The 26,561-nt window shown below is 59.0% G+C and carries 24 protein-coding genes and 1 tRNA gene; 19 read left to right on the top strand and 6 right to left on the bottom strand.

The annotated features are described in order from the left end of the window. Window positions 1–18: 18 nt before the first annotated feature. Window positions 19–603: an LOG family protein gene (locus tag EOI86_RS17815; RefSeq protein WP_127766792.1), complete on the bottom strand. Its 585-nt coding sequence runs from the start codon at window positions 601–603 to the stop codon at window positions 19–21. Between the two features lie 285 nt (window positions 604–888). Between EOI86_RS17815 and EOI86_RS17810 the strand changes: the two genes are divergently transcribed. Continuing rightward, window positions 889–1,365: a c-type cytochrome gene (locus tag EOI86_RS17810; RefSeq protein WP_127766790.1), complete on the top strand. Its 477-nt coding sequence runs from the start codon at window positions 889–891 to the stop codon at window positions 1,363–1,365. 92 nt (window positions 1,366–1,457) lie between these two features. Here EOI86_RS17810 and EOI86_RS17805 read toward each other — a convergent pair whose 3' ends face one another. Then, window positions 1,458–2,126: a cytochrome b/b6 domain-containing protein gene (locus EOI86_RS17805; RefSeq protein WP_161973883.1), complete on the bottom strand. Its 669-nt coding sequence runs from the start codon at window positions 2,124–2,126 to the stop codon at window positions 1,458–1,460. Between the two features lie 360 nt (window positions 2,127–2,486). Between EOI86_RS17805 and EOI86_RS17800 the strand changes: the two genes are divergently transcribed. From EOI86_RS17800 to EOI86_RS17760, 9 genes are all read left to right on the top strand, one after another. After that, window positions 2,487–3,782 (top strand): LysM peptidoglycan-binding domain-containing protein, encoded by a 1,296-nt coding sequence (locus EOI86_RS17800; RefSeq protein WP_127766786.1) that lies wholly within the window; start codon window positions 2,487–2,489, stop codon window positions 3,780–3,782. Between the two features lie 191 nt (window positions 3,783–3,973). Next, window positions 3,974–4,681, top strand: a complete 708-nt coding sequence (locus EOI86_RS17795; protein WP_127766784.1) for a phosphatidylserine decarboxylase — start codon at window positions 3,974–3,976, stop codon at window positions 4,679–4,681. 181 nt (window positions 4,682–4,862) lie between these two features. Continuing rightward, window positions 4,863–5,723 carry a CDP-alcohol phosphatidyltransferase family protein gene (locus EOI86_RS17790; RefSeq protein WP_240035721.1) on the top strand — a complete coding sequence of 287 codons (861 nt, stop codon included), beginning with the start codon at window positions 4,863–4,865 and terminating at the stop codon, window positions 5,721–5,723. 407 nt (window positions 5,724–6,130) lie between these two features. After that, window positions 6,131–6,490: a hypothetical protein gene (locus EOI86_RS17785; RefSeq protein WP_127766782.1), complete on the top strand. Its 360-nt coding sequence runs from the start codon at window positions 6,131–6,133 to the stop codon at window positions 6,488–6,490. A 123-nt stretch (window positions 6,491–6,613) separates the two neighbouring features. Beyond that, the gene (locus EOI86_RS17780; RefSeq protein ID WP_127766780.1) at window positions 6,614–7,000 is read left to right on the top strand and encodes a Zn-ribbon domain-containing OB-fold protein; all 387 of its coding nucleotides are present in this window, start codon (window positions 6,614–6,616) and stop codon (window positions 6,998–7,000) included. Next, complete coding sequence (locus EOI86_RS17775; protein ID WP_127766778.1) at window positions 6,997–8,145, top strand: thiolase; 1,149 nt, start codon at window positions 6,997–6,999, stop codon at window positions 8,143–8,145. The genes EOI86_RS17780 and EOI86_RS17775 overlap by 4 nt, the downstream gene beginning before the upstream one ends. Before the next feature lie 21 nt (window positions 8,146–8,166). Then, the gene (locus tag EOI86_RS17770; protein WP_127766776.1) at window positions 8,167–10,299 is read left to right on the top strand and encodes an acetate--CoA ligase family protein; all 2,133 of its coding nucleotides are present in this window, start codon (window positions 8,167–8,169) and stop codon (window positions 10,297–10,299) included. Then, window positions 10,289–11,140: a MaoC/PaaZ C-terminal domain-containing protein gene (locus EOI86_RS17765; RefSeq protein ID WP_127766774.1), complete on the top strand. Its 852-nt coding sequence runs from the start codon at window positions 10,289–10,291 to the stop codon at window positions 11,138–11,140. Before EOI86_RS17770 ends, EOI86_RS17765 begins: the two co-directional genes overlap by 11 nt. Window positions 11,141–11,171: 31 nt before the next feature. Then, window positions 11,172–12,092, top strand: coding sequence for an SDR family NAD(P)-dependent oxidoreductase (locus tag EOI86_RS17760; RefSeq protein WP_127766772.1), 921 nt, complete (start codon window positions 11,172–11,174; stop codon window positions 12,090–12,092). A gap of 18 nt (window positions 12,093–12,110) precedes the next feature. Here EOI86_RS17760 and EOI86_RS17755 read toward each other — a convergent pair whose 3' ends face one another. Next, window positions 12,111–14,993, bottom strand: a complete 2,883-nt coding sequence (locus EOI86_RS17755; RefSeq protein ID WP_127766770.1) for a pentapeptide repeat-containing protein — start codon at window positions 14,991–14,993, stop codon at window positions 12,111–12,113. Window positions 14,994–15,423: 430 nt separating this feature from the next. Between EOI86_RS17755 and EOI86_RS17750 the strand changes: the two genes are divergently transcribed. From EOI86_RS17750 to EOI86_RS17740, 3 genes are all read left to right on the top strand, one after another. Continuing rightward, complete coding sequence (locus EOI86_RS17750; protein ID WP_127766768.1) at window positions 15,424–15,783, top strand: hypothetical protein; 360 nt, start codon at window positions 15,424–15,426, stop codon at window positions 15,781–15,783. A gap of 80 nt (window positions 15,784–15,863) precedes the next feature. Then, window positions 15,864–16,679 carry a ribonuclease T2 family protein gene (locus EOI86_RS17745; protein ID WP_127766766.1) on the top strand — a complete coding sequence of 272 codons (816 nt, stop codon included), beginning with the start codon at window positions 15,864–15,866 and terminating at the stop codon, window positions 16,677–16,679. Window positions 16,680–17,012: 333 nt separating this feature from the next. After that, window positions 17,013–18,671: a diguanylate cyclase domain-containing protein gene (locus EOI86_RS17740; protein ID WP_127766764.1), complete on the top strand. Its 1,659-nt coding sequence runs from the start codon at window positions 17,013–17,015 to the stop codon at window positions 18,669–18,671. A gap of 54 nt (window positions 18,672–18,725) precedes the next feature. Here the strand turns inward: EOI86_RS17740 and EOI86_RS17735 are convergent. Beyond that, window positions 18,726–18,802, bottom strand: a tRNA-Pro gene (locus tag EOI86_RS17735). Window positions 18,803–19,095: 293 nt separating this feature from the next. On the opposite strand from EOI86_RS17735, the gene EOI86_RS17730 reads away from it, so the two are divergent. The 5 genes from EOI86_RS17730 to EOI86_RS17710 all read left to right on the top strand — a co-directional run bounded on the left by EOI86_RS17730 (window position 19,096) and on the right by EOI86_RS17710 (window position 24,004). Continuing rightward, window positions 19,096–19,638, top strand: coding sequence for a DUF924 family protein (locus EOI86_RS17730; RefSeq protein ID WP_127766762.1), 543 nt, complete (start codon window positions 19,096–19,098; stop codon window positions 19,636–19,638). Between the two features lie 316 nt (window positions 19,639–19,954). Next, the gene (locus EOI86_RS17725) at window positions 19,955–20,392 is read left to right on the top strand and encodes a CBS domain-containing protein (RefSeq protein WP_127766760.1); all 438 of its coding nucleotides are present in this window, start codon (window positions 19,955–19,957) and stop codon (window positions 20,390–20,392) included. A gap of 153 nt (window positions 20,393–20,545) precedes the next feature. After that, window positions 20,546–22,090 (top strand): acetolactate synthase large subunit, encoded by a 1,545-nt coding sequence (locus EOI86_RS17720; protein WP_127766758.1) that lies wholly within the window; start codon window positions 20,546–20,548, stop codon window positions 22,088–22,090. Window positions 22,091–22,230: 140 nt separating this feature from the next. Continuing rightward, window positions 22,231–23,460 (top strand): APC family permease, encoded by a 1,230-nt coding sequence (locus tag EOI86_RS17715; protein WP_127766756.1) that lies wholly within the window; start codon window positions 22,231–22,233, stop codon window positions 23,458–23,460. Between the two features lie 10 nt (window positions 23,461–23,470). Beyond that, window positions 23,471–24,004, top strand: a complete 534-nt coding sequence (locus EOI86_RS17710; protein ID WP_127766754.1) for a DinB family protein — start codon at window positions 23,471–23,473, stop codon at window positions 24,002–24,004. 7 nt (window positions 24,005–24,011) lie between these two features. Here EOI86_RS17710 and EOI86_RS17705 read toward each other — a convergent pair whose 3' ends face one another. Then, entirely contained in the window at window positions 24,012–24,398 is a 387-nt protein-coding gene (locus EOI86_RS17705) for a cupin domain-containing protein (RefSeq protein WP_205032250.1), read from the bottom strand. A gap of 215 nt (window positions 24,399–24,613) precedes the next feature. Here EOI86_RS17705 and EOI86_RS17700 point away from each other — a divergent pair, with 215 nt between their 5' ends. Continuing rightward, window positions 24,614–24,952 (top strand): HlyU family transcriptional regulator, encoded by a 339-nt coding sequence (locus EOI86_RS17700; RefSeq protein ID WP_127766752.1) that lies wholly within the window; start codon window positions 24,614–24,616, stop codon window positions 24,950–24,952. 57 nt (window positions 24,953–25,009) lie between these two features. Here the strand turns inward: EOI86_RS17700 and EOI86_RS17695 are convergent, their stop codons facing one another. Further along, window positions 25,010–25,762, bottom strand: coding sequence for a class I SAM-dependent methyltransferase (locus tag EOI86_RS17695; protein WP_127766750.1), 753 nt, complete (start codon window positions 25,760–25,762; stop codon window positions 25,010–25,012). Window positions 25,763–26,561: the final 799 nt, after the last annotated feature.

Here is a 26,561-nt window from a genome sequence, read left to right as displayed (position 1 = left end):
AGGAAAACTCGTGCCGGGTTATGTCCGCGCGGTTTGAATACTTGTGTCGCCCATCGGTTCGTCCTGCAATGTGGGCAGGATTTCCGCGACGGAAGGAATAACCTTGAACAGGTCCCTGTTGCGTTGATGGGCAAAGCCTTCATCCACGATATGGTCGATCGCACCGACCAATGGCGCCCAATAGCCATCGATATCAGCAATGACGATCGGTTTGTCGTGCAGTTTTAGCTGACGCCAGGTCAGGATCTCGAAGAACTCGTCCAAGGTACCAAAGCCGCCGGGTAGGACGATGAAACCGTCCGACTTCTCAGCCATGATCTGCTTCCGGACATGCATGGAGTCCACGGCAATGAGTTCCGTTACGTCCGCTTTTCCGATTTCCGACTCGTTCAGGAAATGGGGGATGATGCCTGTCACTTCGCCACCATTCTGCAGGACGGTATCGGCGATGATACCCATGATGCCCACTTGGCCCCCACCATAGACCAGACGGATGCCCTCGCGGGCCAAGATCAAACCCAGTTCCACGGCCGCGTCCTTGTAGGACTGCCGGACACGGGAAGAAGACCCGCAATATACACAGACGCTTTTTATGTCTCGCATGGCATTTCCTAGAGTATAGACTTTGATGAAATGCCCGGCCCTGCCGAGCGATCAATATGTGGGATACGAGATAACGACCCTTCACATCCAGCGCAACCAATCGATAGAATGCCTGTAGGTTCAAATCCCCTTGGCTGGCCCTGTCTCGAACCACAGGGGTGGGCATGGCGAAGGAACTGAAGTCGTGGGACTGTAATCACGGGCAAGTGAACGCGTTGCCATATTAATGTCCATATTTGCCAGTATTATCCTGTCCTCATCTAAAATTTGCTCCGGGAGAAATCGATGACGTTTAGGAATAGCCTTACCGCCGCCGTCGCTGCTTTGGCGATCATTGGCAGTACCGCCATGTTGGCGCATGCCTCGTCGCAGGATGATACGATCAAGCAGCGGCAGCAGGCGATGAAGGATATTGGCGCCCAGATGAAAATCATCAAAGGCTATCTCGGCGGCAGCGGCTCGGCGGAAGATGTCGCCGCCAGCGCAGCCAAGATCAATGCATCGATCAAGTCGGCAGGCGGACTCTTTCCGGAGAGTACGGCACCCGGTGCGAGCGGCGTGACAGTCGAGACGGAAGCCCTCCCCAAGATTTGGGAAGATCCTGAAGGGTTCGCCAAGGCGGTTTCCGTTCTTGAGGCGGAATCCGCGAAGCTTGAGGAAGTGGCCGCTACGGACGATCCAGCGGCGATCGGCGCTCAGTTTGGCGCGATGGCAAAGAATGGCTGCGGTGGCTGCCATAAGGTCTATCGCGTGAAGAAATAGGTTTCGCAACCATCCGCGGAAACCAGCCGAAAGAAGAAACGGGCGCCTTGGGGCGCCCGTTTTTTTGCGGCACGGCCGCAGGCCTGCGAGGTCTAAAGCGTCGGCAATATCCAAACGATGAATGCCATGGCAAGGACGGCCAAAATGAAAACGAATAGGGCGCGGCTGGTCGGGACCAATGTCGGCGGCGTCGTAGGCCCTTTGTCCCCATAACCACGCCATCCGGTGATCATGGCGCGCACAAGCCCTTCCCGTTTATACCCTTCATGGAATGCGATTGCGGTCAGATGTATTCCCACCATGATCAGAAGGAAGTCGAACAGAATATGGTGCAGATCCGATGCCTGGTTGCCCAATTCGAACGAAACCATATCGCTTAGCGGCCCCGAATTGATGAAGTCGACGTCCTGGGCGAATAGCCCGGTACCAACCTGCGCCGTCAGGAACCCAAGCAGCGCCAATACTGCATAGCCGCCCATAGGGTTGTGCCCGATCTCGTCGCCGGGTTTACGTTCGCGCAGGGACTTCATGTAGCGCAATACGGTAAAGGGCGACTTCACATAACTAATCAGCTTGGAAGTGTCACTGCCTGCAAACCCCCAGACCAACCGGAATAGGACCAGCGTGAGTATCCCATAGCCGGAGTAGTAATGGACCGTGAAATAGTCGAATTCTGCGCTGGCCCAGGATGTAGCGAATAACGCCACCAGGCACCAGTGGAACAACCGCGTCGGCAAATCCCAAATCTTGATTTCTCGCATGCGTGCCTCCGTTGGTTTCTCTAGGTCCTTTTCCGGCAATACTGCTGGCGTGTCACCGATTGAGATTCTCATTGTGCTAATCTGACAGCAAGGACCGCGCCGAATTGCGTCGGGACGGCGAAAGTACTACATTTTAAACACGAATCTCTGGTGCATGAGAATCAATGTATTTGGAAATGTTCTCTGACGGTAGATATCAGAGAACTTGGGAAAAGGTCAGCCTGGGGCCGGTTCGCCCTGAGTGTATCGGCGGAACGGGCATTTGGCGGGACGGGGATGCCGCAGGGCGTCTATTGTGTCATCTCAGCCTGTTTGGTGCGCTCATCGCCCGGCTTTCGGCTGTGTTAGTATGAGGCGGCTGTGAATCGAATTGTCCTTGTCGGCATCGCGGGCGTCGCGATTATCGTTGCGGCGCTTGGCTTGAATTTCTGGTTGAACAGGGATTCTGCCCTGGAAACGGTGACCGGACCGGCCGATACGCCGCGCGTGGTTGCTGAGCCGGAAGGCGTGGACGAATCCACGGCACCCAATTCCGAAGAGCAAGCGCAATCCGCAGGGACAAAGGCGGCCGGGAGCGGGGGGCAGTCCGGGACCGGGGAAGGGGTGCAGCCGACGCCTTCCCAGACAGAGACATCCCCCTCGACAGTGCCCGCGGGATCATCGGCGTCGTCCGATGTCGCCTCAGGCGGCGACGGCCAACAATCCGTGCAGCCGTCAGCGCAGTCCCAATCCGCATCGACGTCGGAAACGGGCGTTGCGCCGCCGTCCGGTGATTCTGCGCAAGCGGACAAGGCCACTGATCCGAACAAGCCTTCATTCGATGTCGTCCGGCTCAGCCAGCAGGGCGACTCGGTCATGGCCGGCCGCGCCAAGCCGGGGTCGACCGTGGAAATCCTCGCCGGTGATAAAGCGATTGGGACGGTGACCGCGGATGAACGTGGTGAATGGGTGTTTTTGCCCACAGAACCGCTGCCGCCGGGTAATCATGAATTGTCCCTTCGGGCCAAGGGCGCGGAGGGCGATGAATTCAGCTCCGACCACGTCGTCGTCCTTGTCGTGCCGAAGAAGGGCGAGGACATTGCCGGTCGTAAGACGGAAGAAGACAGCCAGCCTTTGGCTCTGCTCGTACCCAGCGAAGGCGGTGACGGGACCACCACCATTCTTCAGAAGCCGAAATCCGTGCCGGGTGGGGTGGAAACCGAATCCGGCGATCTGGCCTTGGATTCGGTCGACTATGACGACAAGGGCGATTTGGCCCTGTCCGGCCGCGGCAAGCCCAATGCATCGGTCAGGGTTTACCTGAACAACGATTTCGTCGGTGAAGCGCCGGTTGATGACGAAGGTCGCTGGCAGGCGAAGCCGCCCGAAAACGTCGATCCCGGCGTTTACGATTTGCGGGTGGATCAGGTGGTGGAGGAGACGGTTGTTTCCCGTTTGGAACTGCCGTTCAGCCGATCCGGCCCGATCACGGCATTGAAGGATGAACAGCTCATCATCGTCCAACCGGGCAATAGCCTGTGGCGTATCGCCCGGCGCACGCTTGGTGAAGGTATGTCCTATACGGTGATTTATGATGCGAACAGAAACCAGATCCGCGATCCCGACTTGATCTATCCCGGACAGATATTCCAGGTCCCGAAAGGTGCCGTTAATTGACGCAGCCATGGGCCCACCTGTTGCATTGATGCCGCCTTTGGGGCCGAAAAGCGGCGGGGGTGCAATTCGACCGTTGCTCCTTGTGGCGGGATCGGTAGAAACAGGGCCTCTTTTTACGAAGAGAGACCTGGGCTTATGATTGGCCTATTATTAGGTCTTCCTCAGGTGACGCAGAAGGCGAGGCAGCATCCATGTCCCTAGTTGATACCATCAAGCCGGTGCTTACCCCGATCAACAAGGAAGGGTATCCTTTCATAACCCTTTTCCTGATCGCGACTTTGGTCGGGTGGCTGCTTGTCGGTGACTCGCTTCTTGTCATTGGTCTGCTCTTAACTGCTTGGTGTGTTTATTTCTTTCGCGACCCGGCGCGAACAACGCCGATTAAGGAAGGACTTGTGGTCAGCCCGGCCGATGGTGTCGTTCAGATGATCCGCAAGGCGGATCCGCCACCGGAACTGGAATATGCCGGCAAACAGATGCTTCGTATCAGTGTTTTCATGAACGTTTTCGACGTGCATGTGAATCGTATCCCGATCGACGGTCAGGTGACCAAGCTGCACTACCGCCCGGGCGCGTTCCTGAATGCGTCGCTGGACAAGGCCAGTGAAGATAACGAACGTCAATCGATCCTGATGGAAACGCCGGACGGCAAGCAAATCGCCTTCGTTCAGATTGCCGGCTTGGTTGCCCGCCGTATCCTCTGCGACCTCGAACCGGGACAGGATATCCATACCGGCGAACGGTTCGGTATGATCCGGTTCGGCAGCCGTGTAGACGTTTATGTGCCCGATCGGACCCCGATTCTCGTCTGCGAAGGCCAAAGATGCGTGGCTGGTGAAACGATCCTCGCGGATCTCGGCAAACGGCCGAAAGAATCGCTGACGGGCACGACCCGCTGAACCGCGTGGTCCAAGCGCCATTTCCGTCTATACGTGCCCGCGCAAGTGGGGCCGCTGCCGTCGGCTTGAGGCGTGCCGGCCAAAATAGTAGTGTCCACCGCGAAGCAGCCCTGTTGAACGAAGTCTTGGTTGGGCCCAGCCCGTCGAACGGGAGCCCAGCGAACGAACCCGGGCCGGATAAATGATGTCTGAAAAGCGAAACAAACGCAGAACCCGCAGGTCGCCGCGGCTAAAAGGGCTTTCCGTCCATGGATTGATCCCGAACGCGATCACCGTTTCCGCCACATGCGCCGCGCTGACTGGTGTCCGCTTCGCCTTGGAGCAACGCTGGGAATTTGCTGTCGGCGCCATCCTGCTCGCCGCTATGTTGGACGCGTTGGACGGCCGTATGGCCCGGTTGCTGAATGCGACAAGCGATTTTGGCGCACAAATGGATTCATTGTCCGACTTCGTGGCCTTTGGCGTGTCGCCCGCCATGATCATGTATTTCTGGTCGTTGAACGGTCTAGGTGGCTTTGGTTGGGTGGTGGCGCTGTTTTTTGCCGTGTGTGCCGGTTTGCGGTTGGCCCGTTTCAACAGCCGGATCGATAGCCTGCCGTCCTATGCCTATAACTATTTTCAGGGCGTTCCCGCGCCGGCAGGGGCCGGGTTGGGCATGTTGCCGCTGATTTTCTTTCTGGCCTTTCCGGAACTGGGTCAGTTGCCCGCGCCGGTGATCGCAGCGTGGATGGTTGGTGGCGGCTTGCTGATGGTCAGCGAGTTGCCGACATATTCCTTCAAACGCATCAAGGTGCCGCGCCGTTTCCTTTTGCCGGTGATGGCGCTCGTCGGTTTGGCCGTCGCCGGTCTCGCGGGTCAACCTTGGGTGACCCTGTTTGTCGTGCTCGCGGTCTATATGGCGACCTTCCCCGTGTCTTATCGGAGTTATAAGCGCCTTCGCGAGGAAGCGGATCGGTTGCAGGACGATGAAGATGACGACGAGGACGATACACCGGATTCCGAAGACAGCTCCGGCCCGGTCCCGCTGCGCCCCGTCACCTAGATACTTGGTCCGCAATTCGCGGCCCGGTCACTTTTTATCCAGCAATTTGTACAATTGGGTCAGCACCTGTCGCGCCCGCGCGACGATTTGTTCTTTCGTCAATACCGCCGCGCGGCGGTTCTGAAGATTCCCGACAAGCAGGGTGACGTAAAGTTAGTCGCCTCATCCCCCGTCGCCCGGTGCAAGACAATGGCGTGGGTCCGATCGAAAGGCTGAGGAATAACGGCCGCAAAGCCTCAAGCGCCTTTGTCGGGGCTGATCCTCGGGCAAGTTGGCCTCAGGTGTGTCCGCGCCGTTTCCTTCATTTCTGACTCCAGTCACCCTTGACTTATAACCGTACATGTAATTACGGTTAACCATAATCGTACATATTAATACGGTTTTGATTCAGGAAAAGGAGCTCTGAGATGAACCCGATGAACCGCCTTGCAGTGGCGATGCTTGCCGCCTTGATTGTTCTGCAACTGGTGATGCTGACTGCGCTGTTTGCCGGCGTGGCGCCGCATCCCCCCGCCGCAATTCCGCTGTTCGGCATTGCGCCTTTCATCGCGGTTTCACTCTCCCTAGCCATGGCGGCAATTGTCGTCGGCCCGCTTGAAACGATGTTCGGCAAAAGTTTGAGCGTTCTGGCCGGGCTGCTCGCGTTGTTGTCCTATGGGCCGCAGAAATATCTGGATCCGCAATTCGCACTGATTTGGCCTTCGGTCGTATTCGGTCAAATGGCCGTGCTTGCCTTGTTTGTCCTTGTCTTCAGGAAAGCCCGATAGACGTCAGGGCTGGTGCGGTCACGGTCGAAGGTTTATGCCGAAGGGGAACAGTAGTTTTCCGGATTTGGGGTTGGCTTTCGACAGTAATTTCCGTTGAAGTTACGCCGTCCAAGGGAGGAAGCATTGAATAACAAAGCGGATGGCGCATTGGGCCCGCAAGCGGCCTATGAAGCGTTCCTGAAACAGGGACGCTTCATGATTCAGAGATCCAAATCCACAGGCGAATATGTGTTCTACCCGCGGGTCTGTGCCCCATCCGGCGCGCAGGACCTGGAATGGGTGGAAGCTACCGGCCGGGGCACCGTTTACGCCGCGACCATGAAGCGCGGGCGCGAGGGCGATACCAGTATCGTCCTAATAGACCTGGAAGAAGGTCCGCGCATGATGTCGACCATCGCCGGCGACATCGACCTTCCGATTGGGACTAAGGTTGCCGCGCGGGTGGAGGGAACGGGTGAACAAGCCCGTGTCGTGTTCGATCCCGCCCAGGACAAGGAGGGCGCCCAATGACTTCCCTGCGTGGAAAAACAGCCATCGTCGGTCTCGGAACCGCCGGCATGGGCGAGGCTCCGGGCTTCTCCGCCCTTGATCTTATGGCGCAGGCCTCCTTGGCGGCGATCGAGGATGCCGGGCTGAAATTGGCGGACATCGATTCCGTTTTCACTGCGATGAGCCAACATGCCTTGGCCTCCATGAATGTGGTGGAATATCTGGGCATCAAACCGAAGTTCTTCGACAGCACCAATGTTGGCGGATCCAGTTTCGAGATGCATTTGCTGCAGGCGACATTGGCCCTGGAAGCGGGGCTCTGCGACACTGCCTTGATCTGTTACGGGTCGAACCAGCGGACGGCCAGCGGAAAGCTGGTCTCGGCCGCTGAGCCGAATTGGCATGAAGTCGCCTACCAGCCTCGGCACCCGATCACCGCTTATGCGCTGGCGGCCAGCCGGCATATGCATGAATTCGGCACGACGCGGGAAATGTTGGCCGATGTCGCGGTATCCGCCCGCGCCTGGGCGAATATGAACCCGGATGCCTTCGCGCGCGGCCCCCTGACACGGGAAGACGTTCTTAACAGCCGGATGATCAGCGATCCCCTATCCAAGCTCGACTGCTGCCTTGTCACCGATGGCGCGGCCGCGTGTATCCTGACACGCGCGGACCGGGCGCGGGACCTGAAACAAAAGCCTGTTTATTTCCTGGGCGGGGCGGGCGCGAATTGGCACCGGTCCATCGTCGCCATGCCTGACCTGACCGTAACCGCGGCGTCGGACAGCGGGCCGCGTGCCTTCGACATGGCCGGCGTGACCCATTCCGACATCGACCTGGCCATGCTCTATGACGCCTTCACCATCAATACGATCCTGTTTTTGGAGGATCTCGGCTTTTGCCCGAAAGGGGAAGGCGGCCGTTTCGTCCAAGACGGCCGTATCGCGCCCGGTGGCGGTTTGGCGGTGAACACGAATGGCGGCGGGCTGTCCTGCGTGCATCCCGGCATGTACGGCATGTTCCTGATCGCCGAAGCCGTAACGCAAATACGCGGCGACGCGGGTGAGCGCCAGGTGGCCGATTGCGACGTAGCCCTTCTGCATGGCAATGGGGGAACGCTATCCAGCCAAGTTACGTCATTGCTGGGTTCCGGGAATACAATATAAAAACAGGGTGAGGATACCTTCGTGGCGTATGATTTTTCTTCTCTGAGCAAACTGCTGGCGCCCGAAACGGTGGCTGTGGTCGGTGCATCGGCCAACCCGATCCGGATCGGTGGTCGGCCGATTTCGTCGATGCTCAAGGCGGGGTTCAAGGGAACGATCCTGCCGGTCAATCCGAACCGTGACGAGATCCAGGGCCTGCCATGCTACAAGTCCGTTGCGGACCTTCCGGGCAATCCGGATTCCGCGATCGTCGCCGTTCCGGCGGTAGACGTCATTCCGGTTATCGAAGAGCTCGGCAAGAAGGGATGCGGTTGCGTTACCCTGTTCTCTGCAGGCTTCGCGGAACTGGGCGATCAGGGTCGAGACCTTCAAGTGAAATTGATCGAAACCGTGAAGCGCTACGGCATTCGATTGCTGGGGCCGAACACATTGGGCGCCTTCAATGCGCTGAATGGGTATTATGGGACTTTCAGCTCTTCTCTGGATAGCGGTTATCCGATTCCGGGTAATATCGGAATCGCCAGTCAGTCCGGCGCCTATGGCACGCATCTTTTCGCGGTTGCGCGGAATCGGGGGCTTGGCGCCTCAGTCCTGGTCGCCACGGGGAACGAGGCCGATATTACCGTCGGCGACGCTATAGGGTGGATGGCGCAGAGCGACGAAGTGGAAGTCATCTGCGCCTATCTGGAAGGGTTCAACGAACCGGACCGACTGCTGGAAGCGCTGGAACTTGCGCGTGAGGCGCGAAAGCCTGTCTTCGTCATGAAGGTGGGGCGCAGCACCTTGGGCGCGGCGGCGGCGCAGTCGCACACCGCGACCCTGACCGGCGACGACGCCGTGGCGGATGCGGTGCTTGCGGAATACGGCGCAATCCGTGTCGACCAGACAGAGGACATGCTGGACTTCGCCTATTGCGCCCATCAGCGGATCTATCCCAGCAACAACACTATGGGCTTCATCACGATCAGCGGCGGCGGCGGGATCGTCGCCAGCGACGAGGCGGAAACCCTTGGCCTGTCCATGCCGCCGATGCCGGAAGACGCGCAGAAGGAATTGAAGGAGCTGCTGCCGATCAGTTCGCCGGTCAACCCGCTGGATGCGACGGCCCAGGCGATCAATGAACCGAGCCTGATGGAAAAGTTTACCCGCGCCGCGTTGGACAAGGGGGGATACACGTCGATCTGCGGGTTCTTCACCAGCGTCGGCGGCGCGCCGGTCCTGGTGCCCAGCGTGATCGAGGCCTTGAAGCCGATCCGTCAGGAATATCCCGACCGGTTGATGGTGCTGTGCGTCGTCGCCCCGCCCGATATCGTCAAACAATATGAAGAGGCGGGCTTTCTGGTCTTCGAGGACGGTAGTCGTGCGGTACGCGCCATCCATGCCATGGGTATCGTCGGCGACAACTTCGCTGCCGCGGCCGCGGGCAAAGCGCCGCAACAGGCGCTGCCCGTGGTCGATCTGCCGAAAGACACACCGGACGAATTTCAGTCCAAGGCTTTGTTGGCCGCCGCGGGCATTGCCGCCGCGCCGGAAGTCGCGGCCAAGACGAAGGAAGAAGCGGTTTCCGCAGCAGAGGAAATCGGTTTCCCGGTGGTCATGAAAGTCCTGTCGCCGGATATCCTGCACAAGTCCGAGATTGGCGGGGTACGCCTGAACATCGGATCCGCCGAGGATGTGGCGGTGGCCTATGACGCGCTGCTCGACGCGGCCAAGACCCATGCGCCCAAGGCGCGGGTGACCGGCGTTCTGGTTGCCAAACAGTTGGATGGCGGGACCGAATGCTTCCTGGGCGTCAACCGCGACCCCGCTTTCGGCCCGGTCGCGGCCTTTGGCCTGGGCGGTATTTTCGTCGAAATCCTGAACGACGTCGTCATACACCGATGCCCCTTCGACGAAGCCACAGCGCGGAAGATGATTCTATCGATCAAGGGCAGTCCGATCCTGACCGGCGCGCGCGGGCGCGAACCGGTGGATATCGATGCCCTTGCGGCGATGCTGTCCAAGCTGTCCGCCTTCGCGGCGGCGGCCGGCCCGCGCCTGAAATCGATCGATATCAATCCGGTCATGGCCATGCCGGGGTCAGGCGGCGCCTTCATGCTGGATGCCGTTGTTGAAACCGATACGGGACTGGAAGGGGACAGCCATGGCGATTGATCCCGATTATCTGCTGAACATCGACCTGCCGGAAGTCCGCCAACCGGTCGGACCGCAGGAATATGCCCTCTATGCTTTATCCGTTGGTCTTGGGCAGGACCCGATGGACGAGCGGCAATTGCGTTATGTCGGCGGTTTCGAATCCGTCGATCCCTTTCCGTCTATTCCAGTCGTACTCGGCCATCCCGGTTTCTGGCTCTCGGATCCCAAGACCGGCGTCGACGCCGTCCGCCTTGTTCATGGCGAACAGGGGATGACCATCCACGCCCCCTGTCCGGCCTCCGGTACGGTTGTCGGCAAGACCCGCGTGACCGGGCTTGTCGACAAGGGGGAAGGGCGCGGCGCGCTGCTCTATTGGGAAAAGGAACTGCGGGACGGTGATACCGGGACGCTGCTGGCGACGACCCGCAGCACGGTCTTCCTGCGCGGGGATGGTGGTTTTGGCGGCTCGGCCGGTCCGGTGAAAACGCCTCACTCGATGCCGGAAACGGAACCCGATTTCACCTTTGATGGCGCCGTCAGGCCGGAGCAAGCGCTGCTCTATCGCTGGCAGGGCGACGACAACCCATTACATCGTACGCCGTCGGTCGCGGCCAAGGCCGGTTTCGAAAGGCCGATCCTGCACGGGCTGTGCACCTTCGGCATGGCGTCCCATGCTCTGTTGGCAACGCTGTGCGACTACGACGCGTCCCGGTTCCGGGGGATCGACCTGCGCTTCAGCGCGGTGGTTTTCCCGGGCGAAACCTTGAGGACCGAGATCTGGCGCGACGGTTCCTTTCGCACGCGGGTGCTGGAAAGGGACAAGGTCGTCATCGACAACGGTATCCTCGATTACGCGTGACGCATTTTCATTTAAGGGCAGGGAGAAGAACATGTCCGATATTCTGGGATTGGAAGGCAAGGTTGCGATCGTCACCGGTGCGGGCGGCGGGATCGGCCGCGGCATCGCGCTTGAAATGGCCAAGGCAGGCGCGAAGGTCGTGATCAACGATATCGGTGTTTCCCTGGGCGGTGAGGGCGGCTCCGCCAGTCCGGCCGAGGAAACCAAGGCGATGATCGAAGCCGGCGGCGGGCAGGCCGCGATCAGCACCGACAGCGTGTCCGATTGGGAAAGCGCCCAGAAAATCGTGCAATGCGCGCTGGATACCTTCGGCCAGGTCGATGTGGTGGTGAACAATGCGGGCATCCTGCGTGACACCATTTTTCACAAGATGGACCCGGCCGATTGGCGCGCGGTCGTCGACGTTCATCTGAACGGCAGTTTCTATGTCAGCCGCGCGGCCGCCGAACCCTTCCGCCAACAGATGAGCGGCGCCTTCGTCCATATGACCAGCACATCCGGCCTGATCGGCAATTTCGGGCAAGCGAACTATTCCGCCGCCAAGCTCGGCATCGTCGGCCTGTCCAAATCGATCGCGCTGGATATGGAACGGTTCGGCGTGCGGTCGAATTGTATCGCGCCTTTCGCTTGGAGCCGCATGACCGGTTCGATCCAGGCGAAGACGCCGGAGGAAGCCGAACGCATCGAACGCCTGAAACAGATGACGCCCGAAACCAATGCGCCGCTGGCGGTCTTCCTGGCGTCAGACGCGGCCAAGGAGGTCACCGGCCAGATCTTCGCCGCCCGTCTGAACGAGCTGTTCCTGTTCAACCAGACACGGCCGATCCGCAGCGTCCACAAGGCCGAAGGCTGGACCCCCGAAGCCATCGCCGAGCGCGCCCTGCCGGCCTTCAAGGCCAGCCTGACACCGTTGGGCCGCAGTGGCGATGTGTTCTCCTGGGATCCGGTTTAGACCAAGGGCAGGGCGGCTTTAGTCGTCTAACTGATTGATCCAAATCCGGTAGGCTGTGAAGTATTGGTTGATGAGTCCCACATTGTCTTCTTCCGCGTCAGATGCCTCATGCCAATAATCGGGGTAGTGTAGGCCCGACGGCAAGATCGTTTTCCCATACCCTGCCTTTACACCGAACATGTCATTGACCTTCTGCTGAGTCAGGTTGATACAGTCGGTAAAATCGGCCGATCTGACGGATGCGCGCGAAAATTTGCCATCCGTCAGATCGGCTTTTTTAAGGTTCGCGCCAATTAGGTTCGCGCCTTCTAGGTTCGCGCCAATTAGGATCGCGCCAAATAGGTTCGCGCCAATTAGGTTCGCGCCTTCTAGGTTCGCGCCAATTAGGATCGCGCCAAATAGGTTCGCGCCTTCTAGGTTCGCGCCAAATAGGTTCGCGCCAATTAGGATCGCGCCAAATAGGTTCGCGCCAAATAGGTTCGCGCCTTCTAGGTTCGCGTAATGTAGCTCTTGGTGCTCGAGACCCAAGGCATACAGCGCCCGGCTGATGGGATGTCGGGTGGTGGCATGGAGAGTGTGGAGTACGCGAATCGCGGGGATGTTGCCCCAGTCCAGGGTCAGCCGCCAGGCATCTTCCTGTTCCGGCCTGGCATTTTCGGCCGCTGAGACAAGGGCGGCGGCAAGGGACGTGCCGGTTGCCAGCAACGCCGCGGTAGCGCAGCGCTGGCGGGCCTCCAGCTCCCGGAAATTCTCTCCGTCCTGTGCCATAGGGATGCCGTTTTGGATAACCCAGGATAGGATGGATTGCAGGCTGTCCTTGATCTGTATGGCCATATCGCGGTCTTTTGCTTCGAGCAGCCGGGCTTCATCCTGCAGGAAATCCAGGACTTCATAGGTAAGTTCGGATGCGCCAACGATTTCGGCCCAGTTTTTTGAAATCTCCTCACGAGTCGCAGGATAATCGCTATCTGTCATCCGTTTGTGGCTGCGTCGTGCTGCCGCGATCAATCCATGTGCCGCAAGGTACTCTCCGAAGCTTTTATGGATGAACTCAAAACCGCGTTTCGCGCCGTCGATCTTCCGCGTATGCGTCAAAAGCAGCACACTTTTCATGTCGGCGGGTGTGGCTTGGTCCACGCCCCTGGCATGGGCGGCACGGATTGAATTATATGTGTCCTCATCGCCACTGCGCGCATTGCCGCGCCAGGCGGCGAGGCCCAAGCACTCCATCAATACAAAAAAATCACGTTCGTTCGGTGTTGGGACACCGGCGCCTTTTCCCTCATTGCGTTGGCGAACCTTCTTCAGAATGTCCTCATAGACAAGATTGCGGTTCTCCGCAGCCTCCTGCCACCGTTCCCGGCAATAGTCGGACAGGATAAGAAGATGCAAAAGCAATGGCTCGACATTCAAGTCGGACAGGCTCCGATGGGTGATGGAGTCCGGTTGGCTCTTGTCTTCCAATTTTTGGGAGTCCGCCCATTTCTGCCAATAGGCTGGACGCATGTCTCCTATCAGATCTTCAGGGAAGTCTGAGAGGTCGAGATCATCATCGTGCCGCGAATTGTACATATTGTGAGGGCTCAAGTCATTCCAATCCAAAGAGCGGATCGGGGCCACGTTCAGAAGGTTCTTGCGGGGAAGGCCAGCCTCAGTGAGTGCTTCCTGAACGGCAAGGTTGCGGCCGAGAACGATGGCGCGAACATCGGATCGTGCGCTCCGCTGTTGGTTCAACAGGTCCCGGATATTGGCGATGAATTTTCGGGTAATGTCCGCAGCCTTGTCGGAGTCATGCGTCAACTCGTCCAGCCCGTCGAAGATCAACAGCAAAGGGCTGAAGGTTTCCCGCGCGCGCTTTATCGGGTCTTCGGGAAAACCGGGGGAGCCGCCGTCACCAGAAACCCGGCTGAGTCGTGACAGATGTGTAACGATGTCGTCATAGAGATCGCCGGTGAACCGGAAGTTTTGAAGCTCAATGAAGACGACATTGAACCGCCGTCGTGCGGTGGTTTCCGACGCCAAGGCCTTGGCGAAGGAAGACTTGCCGCAGCCGGGTCCACCCGCGATGGTTTTGATCGTGTCGCGCCGCTCGCCTGGCGCATAGAGCCACGCCTCTACCGTTTCATGAAGATCGCCCAAATGTGTTTTCAGGCGCGTATCCTCATCCTCGCTGTGCAGTTCTTCATGCCAATAGCAACGCAGGCGCAGATACAAATCGCTCAATGGGGTCGTGACAGACCCGTCCGGGGAGAAGACTGGATCCTGCAAAAATCTGTCTTGAATCCATTTGGAGTGACGGTCCCAGGCCGCGATCCAGCTTGCCGCTTTTACGCATGCGCCATCCGCATAGCGGTCCAGGGGGGTGAAGAGTTCCGCATCCTGGACCATCGCATAAACGGCGGCGCAGGACAGGCACCGTTCGAAGTCAGCCAGCCAATATGGCATGTCGAATTGGGTCGCGCGGGTAACGTCTTGGATCAATTGCTGCAGCGCGCCCCGTGCCGGTTGGAATGCGGCATGCGTGCCGGGCACCGTAATGGCTGCGGCATCGAACCCCGCATCGGGCGGCAGGTTGAGCGCTGCCTTCGTAAAGGTGGCGACCGCTGCGCCTCGTTTTGCCCCTTCCAACCGATAATGTCGCCGCAGGTGATTTAGGAATTCTTCCGTGGCGCCGGCAACGGTCATGGACAGCCAAATCCAGGCTAGGTTTTCCGGGTTTGTGCTTTGCTTGCCTTTCAGGTCTTTGAATATGCTCTGGATCTTGCCGAACGATCCCGCCGCGAATTTCGCATAGCCGATGGGGGTGGTCGAAGAGGCGGCGTCCAAGGCAAGCAGGACCGCCTTGCTGACGGCCCCTGGGATGTCCTGTTGTACCTCAGGCTTTTCATATGCGAGTCCCATGATGATCCCGGCCCGTCTTTTATCTATGATAGAAATTCTGTGTCATCAGTATCGAACAGGTTATTCCTTTATTGTTCAACCATCGCCGCGTCGAAATCCGATGTCGATCCGATAGAAAATGACGCTGCGCGTTGTCGGGACCTTTCGCGCTTCACGCTTATTTTGTGAATTTCGGGCGGCTGGATCGGTGCCTGGACTTGCTGCGGCGCGCCGCGTTATTTTCCGGAAATTAGTAACTTCTTAAATTGTTTCACGGCACAGTGCCGGTCATTGGCGATGGACGTTCACTGCGTCCTTTCGCGGCTTGTATTTTTAAATGCCTATTTTCATAAACACTCAGATTTTTTTTAGGTGGCGTGTGTCGATAAAGATGGAAATTGATTGGGCCAACGGCGTCGTTGAGTTCCGTGTTACGGGACCTTTGACGCCGATGGTCATAGTAGATGGTTTTGCCCTGTTAAACGCCAGTCCGCAAAACCATGGGCTGCGCGGTATTATTTGGGATCTGCGGTCGGCTGATATCACAAAGCTGGATGCGGCGGCATTGACCGCAGGGTTGCGGGGGAACCCCTTGCCGGAAACGATTGTCGCGAACCTCCGTATCGCTGCGGTCACGGAAGTGGATGAAGAGTCCGGACGCAAGGACGTCGTTCAAGATTGGATTACCGTCGGCAAGTCGTTAGATGTGGCAAATCGCCGTGTTTTCTCGCGCGTCCATGAAGCCCGGGAATGGATCAAACAGAATACGGCGAACAAGCCCGCGGGTGACGCAAAAACCGCCCGGCGTTGATGCCCCTTGCCGGTATCCTGCTTTTCCGTCGACTATGATGCCATAGCCGGCGCGTCTCGGTACGTCATAGCGGGAGGGCCATGTTCACGTCGCCAATCAACGTCTCCGTGAATGCCGTGCGGGTTGCCGTAACGGCAATGTCGGCGTTCATCGCCGTGGCGGTGACGGTTGTCGGGGCATCCGCCCAGGCCCAGAAATCCGAAAACAATCTTCTGGCGCTGACCTGGCAGCCCGCATTCTGCGAATACCGTGCGGGCAAGCCTGAATGTGTTCGGCTGAACGCAGGCCAATTGCCTGTGGCTGCGCGGCGCCTTTCCCTGCACGGCCTATGGCCGCAGCCGCGTGGGAACGATTATTGCGGTGTTCCGCAGAAGGTTCTGTACCACGACAAAAAAGGGCGCTGGTCATCCTTGCCTGAACCGCCGGTGGATGAGCACACGCGGGGAAGATTGGCGGTGGTGATGCCCGGTGTTGAAAGTCATCTGCACCGGCATGAATGGGTTAAGCATGGTACCTGTTACCAAGTGCCCGACCAGGGCGGTGCCGAGACCGCTGCGCCGAGCGATGCGGCCGATGTCTATTTCGACGACGCCCTTTCCCTGACGGATGCGATCAACAATTCCCCTGTGGTGGATTTCCTTGCGGGTCATATTGGGAAGAGTGTCGATGCCTGGGACATCCGCGCGCGGTTTGACGAGGCCTTTGGTGACGATGCCGGTGCGCGGGTCGCGTTCGTCTGTAAGGCCGACGGCCTCCGCACGCTGTTCCGGGAGATTAGAATAGGCCTGCGCGGTGCGGTCGCGCCTGACCGACCTGTCGGTGACTTGATCCGCGCCGCGGACCCCGTCCCGATTGGTTGCCGCAGAGGGATCGTGGACCCCGCCGGTTTGCAATAAAGGGCAGATTTTACCGGGGCGAAGCCCGCAGAATGGATAACGCGGTGGCCAGGAAATCTCAGGAAGTACCTCTAAGCACGAAATGCATGCCAAAGATTGGGCCTCCAAATCCCAAACCTTCACAAAGTTTGCGTCCGGAAAAGAACCCCTTCGGAGGGGTGACAAAAAACAAAACACCGCCTGAAAAACATTAATAATACCATATATGTGGTCTGATGCATGTAGTAGGATGACAGGAACTCCACTAAAATCCTTCGTGCGGTGAGACTGAGCGGTCGCCTGGCTCTTGAGGAGCTATAGCGGTGACCTCACCGGCGGAGAGGGTTGTTCTTCATGAGTCTACGTCTGCGCATAGCCTTATCGGCGGCCCTGCTCGTTGCTGCGACTGCGCTTGGTATCGGGTATTGGGTTGCCGCGGCGATCGGCGACCGGCTTCGAAACAACATCGGTTCGGAGCTTGCTGAAACCGCCTACCAGATGAGCGATAAGCTCGACCGTGAAATGGCCTCCCGTACGGGTGAGGTTGAATTGTTGACCTCGCTCGAGGCTCTGCAGCGCAACGACGTGGCTGAAGCTCAGCGTCTGGTCGATACCTTGCACAACACCATCCCGGCCTTTTCCTGGATTGGCCTGCTTGATCCGGCAGGGGTCGTGATTGCGGCGTCGGAAGGCATTCTGTTGGGCGAAGATATTTCTCATCGGCCCGTCTTCATCGAAGGGTCAAAAGGAATCTTCATCGGCGATGTCCATGATGCGGTGCTTCTGGCCTCGCTTCTTCCGAATCCATCCGGCGAGCCGATGAAGTTTGTCGATATTGCAATTTCACTGCCGAAAAAGGACGACCGGGGGCCTAGGGTGTTGGCGGCGCATCTAAGTTGGACATGGGCGGAAGAGGTTCGGCGTTCGATCCTGCGTGAAGCGTATTCGCATCGCGGCATTTCGCTATATGTTGCCTCGGCGGGCGGGGATGTCCTGCTTTCCCGCGGGAACGACCTGCTGGGGCACAATTTGCGCCTTAAGGCGATGCAGCGTGCCAAGAACGGAGAGGAAGTCGGTTGGACCGTGGAGCAATGGCCTGATGGCCAGACCTATCTGACCGGTTTCGCGCGGGCCGACGGTCATTTGAACTATCCCGGGCTTGGATGGGTTGTCTTGACGCGGGAACCTGCAGAGATGGCCTTTGCGCCGATCGAGGAGTTCTGGCAACTCACGGCGCTTGTCAGCACCGGACTGGTGATCTCGATAGCGGTTTTGGGCTGGTTCGCCTTGGGGGGCGTTACGAACCGTTTGGCGCATATCGCCGATGTCGCCCGGGAAATCCGGGCCGGGCAGCAGGTGGACATGCCTTTGTATGACAGTCCCCGTGAAGTCGCGGATTTGAGCCACGCCTTGCGGAACCTTGTTGTTGAATTGACCCATTCTGAGCAAGCGCTCGACCGGATGTCGGCGGTTGCCCGTCAAGACAGGCTGACCGGCCTTCCAAACCGGTTGGGCATGGTGAGTTTCTTTGACGTTGCCGTCGCGCGCGCCAAGCGGGAAGGTCTCTCGATCATTGCCTTTTATATCGATCTCGACGGCTTCAAGGCTGTCAACGACACGATGGGGCATGGCGCGGGGGATGAAGCCCTGAAGGAAGTGGCGGCCCGGCTGAAATCCTGCAGCCGTGGCGGCGAGTTGGCCGTTCGCTTGGGCGGAGACGAGTTCTTGATGTTGATTTTCGCGGATGCGGCGGATTGGGAAAAAACCGCGAGCCAAGTCGCGAGACGCGTCCTCGCTCGTTTGGCCGAGCCGTATGTGCTGTCGGAAGGGCAGGCCCAGATGGCCGGCAGCATTGGGATCGCCCGCTACCCGTATGACGGCGACACGTTGGAAACGCTCTTGGCGAAAAGCGACAAGGCGCTGTATGCCGCCAAGCGGGGTGGCAAGAACCGAGCGGTATTCGCGGCGAGTGAGAAAGTCGTCATGCTGGGGTCGCATTCGACCAGAAAATAGGAAAACCAGCCCACCTCTTTCTGGCGGGAAGTCCAATTTTTTGGGGAAATTTGCTGGTCGGAGTGGCAAGATTTGAACTTGCGGCCCCTGCCTCCCGAAGACAGTGCTCTACCAGGCTGAGCTACACTCCGCGACCAAGCATGTGTCCGGCCGGCTCACGGTTCGTTTCCGTAGGGCGGCGCGGTGCGGCTATATAGCTCTGCAAACTGGGCGGTGCAAGACGCCTTCTTGGGAAAAATTCCGCGGCATGCGGCCCCATCTCTGTCACCTGGGCCCGGGATTGGCGGCGCAGTATGGCGATTTGGGTTAAATTGGGCCGAATCGGGCCAATTCTGGCCAATGCGGGATTGAACTGGAGCGCGGAAACGAGACTTTCTTGGGCCCGAGGCCAATTGCCGCAAAAAACAAAAGGGGAAACGAAGTTATGGAAGACTGCGCGTCGGTTCTGCGGTTCTGGTTCGAGGAAAGCACGCCCCAGCAATGGTTCGAGAAGAACGCCGATTTCGACCGGGTCATTGAAGAACGGTTTGGCGATCTCCATCAGGAGGCGTCCAACGGCGGTCACGACGACTGGGCGAAGTCCGCGAACGGCGCCCTGGCGCTGATCCTCGTGCTGGACCAATTCTCCCGCAATTTGTTCCGGGACGACCCGCGTGCCTTTGCGCAGGACGGTAAGGCGCTTTCGCTTGCAAGAGAGGCGATTTCAAAGGGACAAGACAAAGAGGTTTCGGAGGAGCGGCGGGTCTTTTTCTATGTCCCGTTCGAACACAGCGAGGATTTGGCCGATCAGGAAGAGAGCCTCCCCTATTTTGAGTCGCTGTCGAACCCGGAATACCTGCGCTATGCCATCGCCCATAGGGACATAATCGCGCGTTTCGGGCGCTTTCCTCACAGGAATGACGTGATGGGCCGCGAATCGACAGCGGAGGAGATTGCGTTTCTCAAAACGCCCGGCTCATCCTTTTAGAGCAGATCTTTGGAAACAAAACGGTCCCGTGCCGTCAATAAGTAGAATGCCGTGGGGATGCAATTGCGGCTAAACGGGTTTCGGGTGATACTATGTGGATACCGAACCGGTGATTGCTCCGCCACGATGCGGCCGCCCGGGGGAGAAAGGATCCGAAAACGGATCGATAACAAGTGGGACGGGTGAGGGAAGGTCACGAGCGAACCAGACGCAGTTTTTCAGTATTGGACCATTGAGCGCGTATCTGGGATGCGGACGTGAAATCGGGGGGCCGGCGTATCAATTCGTGACCTGCTAGCACAGGAAGGAAACGAGTATGACAGTCGCTGCAATGCTGAAGTTCAAAGGCCCGGACATCGTCTCGGCCTCACCAAGTGATACGATTGCCTCGGCCGTCGCCCTATTGGCGAAAATGAAGATTGGTGCCGTGGTGGTTTGTGACGCCGGCGGTGATCTGGTCGGCATCCTCTCCGAACGCGATATCGTTCGCGGCTTGGGTGAGCATGGAACGGACGTGATGGGCCACACGGTCGACAGTCTTATGACCGCAAATGTGAAAACCTGCACAATCCATGACACGGCCGACGGCCTGATGCAGCGGATGACGGAAGGGCGATTCCGGCACATGCCCGTGCTTGATGACGGCGAAAAGTTGGTCGGCGTCATATCCATCGGCGACGTCGTGAAACGCCGCATCAGTCAGTTGGAACATGAGACTGAAGCGATGCGCGATTATATTTCCGGTCACGCATAAGGCGCTTTTGGGACGACGCGTCCAAACAAAACTTCCAACAAAGCACTGGGACTTGCCTTGCCCCCATGGCACTCTCGCCGCCCGGCCTTAACGGGCGGGCCGGGATGGGTCGCTACCCTGTTCAGCCCGCAATAACTTTTTACGGAGTGGGTAATGAACGGGGCGGAAAGTTTGGTGAAGACGCTGCTGGCCGGGGGCGTTGATGTCTGTTTTGCAAATCCGGGCACATCCGAAATGCATTTTGTCGCGGCCCTGGACCAGCATCCTGAAATGCGTTGCATCCTGGGCCTGCATGAAACCGTCGTCACGGGGGCGGCCGACGGCTATGCCCGCATGGCGGACAAACCGGCGGCGACACTGCTGCATCTGGGACCAGGATTGGGCAACGGGCTTGCCAATATTCACAATGCGCGCCGTGCGCGGACGCCGATGATCAACGTGGTCGGTGAACACAAGACCGAGCATCTGGCCTATAACGCACCGCTCACCACCGATATCGAAGGAATCGCCTGGCCGGTTTCCGATTGGGTGCGGACCTTCGCGTCGGCAGACACGGTCGGGCGCGATACGGCGGATGCAATCCGGGCGGCACAAACCGCGCCGGGACAGATTTCGACCTTGATCTTGCCCGCTGACATTGCCTGGACCGAATCAAATGGCCCTGCACCCGCGCCGGATATCCCGGATGCGCCTGTTGCGTCGGGCAAGGCGATCGACAGGATTGCCGAGCTGCTGAAATCGGATGAGCCGGTGGCGCTGATGATCGGTGACCGCGCATTGCGCGAAGACGGTCTAGACCTCGCTGGACGAATTGCCGCGAAAACCGGGGCGGTGCTTTTCGCGCCGTTGTCCAATAAACGGGTGGCGCGCGGTGCCGGACGGGTGCCGGTCAATCGAGTCCCCTACGTGGTTGAACAGGCGCAGGCGATGCTGTCCGCCTACAAGCACTTGGTGCTGGTCGGCGCGAAGGAGCCGGTCGCTTTTTTCGGTTACCCCAATACGCCCAGCCGCTTGGTTCCGGACGATTGCGCGGTTCATCTGCTGGCGGAGGCGCATTACGACCTGGTCGGTACCTTGGATGCTTTGGTGGATGCGGTCGGTGCACGCGGCTCCGCCCCTGTTGTTAACGAATTGAACCGTCCGGCATTGCCGACCGGCGCCATTGATCAGGACAAGATCGCGGTGATGCTGACGGCCATGTTGCCGGACAATGCCGTCGTGGCGGACGAGTCGATCACGACCGGGCGGCAGTTCTTTCCAATGACCAATGCCGCGGCGGAACACGATTGGCTTCAGATTACCGGCGGCGCTATCGGGATCGGTCCGCCGCTTGCCGCCGGGGCGGCGATCGGGGCGCCGGGCCGCAAGGTCGTCTCGCTGCAGGCCGACGGGGCGGGCCTCTATTCGGCCCAAGCCCTTTGGACTCAGGCGCGGGAGGGGTTGGACGTCACCACCCTGGTTTTCGCCAACCATTCCTACGCAATCCTGCAGGGTGAAATGCGCAAGGTCGGTGTTCAGAATCCGGGCCGGAACGCTGTCGACATGTTGTCTTTGGACCGGCCGAAAATCGATTGGGTGCACTTGGCCAAGAGTTATGGGGTGCAGGCATCCCGTGCCACGACAATGGAAGAATTGTGCGACCAGTTTGGCCGTGGCCTGGCCGAACCGGGACCATATTTGGTCGAAGTATCCCTTTAGACGTCGAATGCTCCTTTCAATCGGTGTGTTGATCTGGCGCATTCGCGATGCCGCCTTTGAGGCATAGAGTTATGCAATAGAGATCAATATTTAAAAACCAGCAGGCCGCAGACCGGCCCGCAGGCGGTTGGGAGGAATTGATGCTGAAACGTGCCGGGGAACCGGCCCTGAAGCGCGGGCTCGGCTTCGTCTTGTTGACCTTGTACGGGGTCGGCGTGACGGTTGGCGCGGGCATCTATGTGTTGGTAGGAAAGGTTTCGGCGGAGGCCGGTATCTATGGCCCAGTGGCCTTTCTGATCGCCGCCTTCGTCGCGGGGTTGACCGCGCTTTCCTATGGCGAGCTTTCCGGCCGGTACCCCGTCAGCGCCGGGGAAGCGGTTTACCTGAACGAAGCCTTCCACAGCCGGGTGCTGGGAACCATCATCGGCCTTATGGTCGCTTTGACGGGGCTGGTCAGTGCGGCGGTCATTACCCTGGGTTTCGTTGGATATCTGAGCGCGTTTGTCGAGACGCCAGAGGTCCTGACGCTCTGCTTCATCGTTGCCCTGCTTGCCGGATTGGCAATCTGGGGCATTACCGAGTCGGTCTTTTTGTCTGGCATCATCACCCTGGTGGAAATTGGTGGGCTTCTGCTGGTGATCCTATTCGGGGTGGATGAAATGGTGGCGTCGCCCGATTCGGGTCGAATGCTGTTGCCACCCTTGGAAATCGGGATCTGGTCCGGTGTGATGTCCGGTGCCCTATTGGCCTTTTTCGCATTCATCGGCTTCGAGGATATGGTGAACGTCGCCGAGGAGGTTCGCGACCCCGTTCGTACGATTCCTCGAGCAATCGTTGCGACCCTGGTCATCACGACGACGCTCTATCTTCTGGTATCCGCTATATCCGTTACGGCCATACCCCAGGCGGAATTGATTGCAAGCGATGCGCCGCTGGCGCTTGTTTTCGAACGGACTTCCGGGATGGATGGAAAAATCCTGAGCGGTGTTGCCGTCTTTGCGGTCCTAAACGGCGCCCTTATCCAGATGATCATGGGATCACGCATTCTGTTCGGCTTGGCACGGCAGGGATGGATGCCGAAGTTCCTGGGCTTGGTGCATCCCGGGCGGCAGACTCCGGTGATCGCAACCATCGTGATAGCGGTTGCCGTGTTGGCGCTGGCGTTGTTGTTTCCTTTGGTCGGTTTGGCGGCGGCGACGTCCTATATCACGCTTACCGTTTTCACCTTGGTGAACACGGCCTTGCTTTGGATCCGTTTCCGCGGCGACACTGTCGGCCTTTGGCATGTTCCGATATGGGTTCCGGCCGTGGGGGCGGCATCGAGTGCGGCGATGGTGGTCGTCAACGCGGTATCGGTCTTAGGACAATAAGGACGATCTCATGAGTATAGCCGTTCGCCAAATGGTGCTTCAGGCGCGCAACAACCGCTGGGCCAACAATCGGCTCCTCTCATCTTGTGGAGAACTGCCCGAAAGCGAGTTGACCAAACAAAGGCTGAGTTTCTTCGGAACCATTCTGGCTGCGTTGAACCATATTCTGGTTGTGGACTGGTACTATATCGATGCGATGCGGGAGGCTGGGAAAGCCGCTGAAATCCGGGATAAATTCCGTGATGGCGCGCCCGACCCCTTCGCCGATATGGCTGCGTTGATCGTGGCTCAGGCCCAGTCCGACGCGGACTTGATTGCGTTTTGCGAAGAACTTTCGGAAACGGATCTTTCCCGCCAGGTCGATACCCTACGGGAAGGCGGTGTGATTTGGCGGGAGTCGATCGGTGATCTGTTGCTTCATCTGTTCCAGCATCAAATCCATCACAGGGGGCAGGTCCACGACATGCTTTCCGCCACACCGGTGGCGCCGCCGCAATTGGACGAATTCTATTTGGCGATGGACCGCGCCGGACGCGGCGAATAGCAGGTGATTATTTTGGCCGGTCCAGAAATAGGTTCGGTTGCAGGAAAAACCCGATCAGCAGAGCACCTTCGGGTGCGCGGGCAACATGCCGGCTGCCTGCGGGTCGCCAGACGAAATTGCCCGCCGTCACTTCCCCCTCTTCGTCGACCACGCGCCCTTCCAGGACATAGGTCTGTTCGATATCCACATGTTCGTGAAAGGGCAGTTCCGCGCCGGGCGCCCATTTGAACAAGGCCGTCAGCAGACCGGACTCCTTGTCTTCCATCAAGATCTTCGTCTCGACGCCGTCGAAACGGGTCTTCTTCCAAGGCAGGCTTTCCACGTCGACATATCTGGACGCAAGTTCAGCCAAGCCCTTGTGGTTCGCTGCATCTGGCGTTGTCGTGCTCATCATGTTCCCCCTGGTATGCCCCGGTTTTTTGGGGACTTTCTTCTTTGTAATATAGAAATCCTATGGTTATCGGCGCGGAAATGCTACGCCGTCCTAAGGCATGTTGGTCCTCTCCTGTCGCCGGTATCCCATTCGGCATCCGGGGGTTGGGGTGTCGTGGCCGGAATGGCATAAAGGTAATCAGAAACGCACACCTTATGGCAGATGGGGGCACCGGCATGGCGTCATTTCTTTCCAAACTCTTCGGCGGCGGAAAGCCCGAGGCGAACGACGATAAGGCTCCGGCACGCGGAGAGGCCGTGACGTATAAAGCGTTTTCCATTACCGCGAGCCCGATACGGGATGGCGAGCAGTGGCGGCTTTGCGGTGTCATTCTAAAGTCCGCCGGCGAGAGTGGCGAAGAAGGACAAGCGCCGCTTGAACGGACTTTTATTCGCGCGGACCTCTACACGTCGCGCGAGGAGGCGGAGACTTTCGCTATCCGCAAGGGACAGCAGATCATTGATGAACAGGGCGACCGCTTGTTTGCGGACGGCCAGCCGACCGGGCGCGCCTGACCAAAGCGCAGACTTTGTCCTGCTGCCTGATGTAAGCGGTATCTGCCGCGTCCGGGCTCAGGCGGCGGCGAAGATCATTTCGGGGCTGTCGTCCGAGAAGGGGCGGCGATCCCAGAAGCCAAACACAGTAATGTCTTTGAACCCGGTCTTTTGAAGGTGCGCCACGATTTCCGCTTCCCCCAGGAAACGCAGGGTGCTGCGGCTTGTGACGACCTTTTCAGAGAAGGAAAAATGTTCCTCGAAGGAAACGAGATCCCCGTTGACCTCCACAACCTGCCGATCGATCGCTACCGGAAAACCAACGCTGTCGGATGAGATCTCTTGCCGCTTGTTCCAATGCCGCCAAGGCCCCGTCTGGGGATTGCGGCTTTCGAACAGAAAACGCCCGCCGGGGCGCAATGTATTCCGAATAGCGAGCAGTGTACTGTCGATGGCCTGATCGGTCGTCAGGCATTGGAATGCATGTCCCATCATCACCGCGGCGTCGGCGGCCAGTCCTGCAGGGATATCCGATGCCGTGCCGACGAACCAGTTGACCGCGTCGGCTCCGTCCTGCCGGCGGGCGAAGTCGATCATCGCCGGGGCTGGGTCCAACGCAGTCACCTCATAGCCGCGGCGTGCCAGGTCGATCGCAAACCGGCCGGTGCCGCATCCCAGGTCGATGACTTTTCGCGCATCCGCCGGGATTTCCTGTCGGTAGAAGACGTGGTCGTGGTCTGCACTGTTCAGAATGTCATAAAGCGGGATCAGGGCCGGGTCGTCATAGATTGCATCCGCGCTGTCGGTCTGTTCGTTTCTTTGCGTTGTCATGTTTTGTACTGATTTAGGCCCGGAATGCTGCCGTTTGGGGAATACGCGGCATTTGGGCGGGAAAGGAATGGGCGAAAAAGGAAAGAGGCGTCGGGCGGCGCGGTTATCCGGTTTGACCTTCCACACGTTCCGTCCGGTTGCCCGGTCAGCCCGTGGGAAAATCCCCGGCCCGCAGCCTCGGCCGCATCCGTCCGCGGGAGTTCGCTAGACGGTGGCGGCGCGCCCGGCGCCTCAAAAGACCTGTCGACCCGGCGGTCGCGAACCCGCATCAACGGCAAGCCAGGTTTCCCCGACCAACGCATCGGCGCGGAACGCCGCCGAGGCCTCGCGGCCTCCCGCACGAAACAGATCGCAATCCGGCAAGTCCGGTGTCTCGGTCACCCTGGCAAAGCACCTTGATGCCGAAACTTGCCCACATGCCGCCCGTAAGACCGAACCGACGGGCGAACCCGAGGCCGGCCAAAGGCCGCACGCTGCGAGGACCAATGCGTTCCCGACTTTCCGCCCGAAGACGCCCCGCAAGACGTCGCCGGAGAAAGGCCTTTGGCTGAACCGCCGGTTCTCAATCGCTGCCCGCGCGCCCCGCAATCCAAAGCTTTCAGACGCAGGCGCCTTTGAGCCATGGAACCGCGAATAAGCCGACACGGCTTCGCAAATGCCGACCGTCCGGTTCGGATCGATGCCCGAAGACATCACCCTGGGACAACTGCTGTACAGTGACAGGTGTTAGCCCGCCGCTGTGCAACCGCCGTCCGAAACGCAACACGGGACGAGTCCCGTCGGCGTTCCGCCGTCCGGC

Origin of the sequence: Hwanghaeella grinnelliae, assembly GCF_004005845.1 — a bacterium.
Lineage (GTDB): Bacteria > Pseudomonadota > Alphaproteobacteria > UBA8366 > Aestuariispiraceae > Hwanghaeella > Hwanghaeella grinnelliae.
This window is presented reverse-complemented; position numbering and strand designations above follow the sequence as displayed.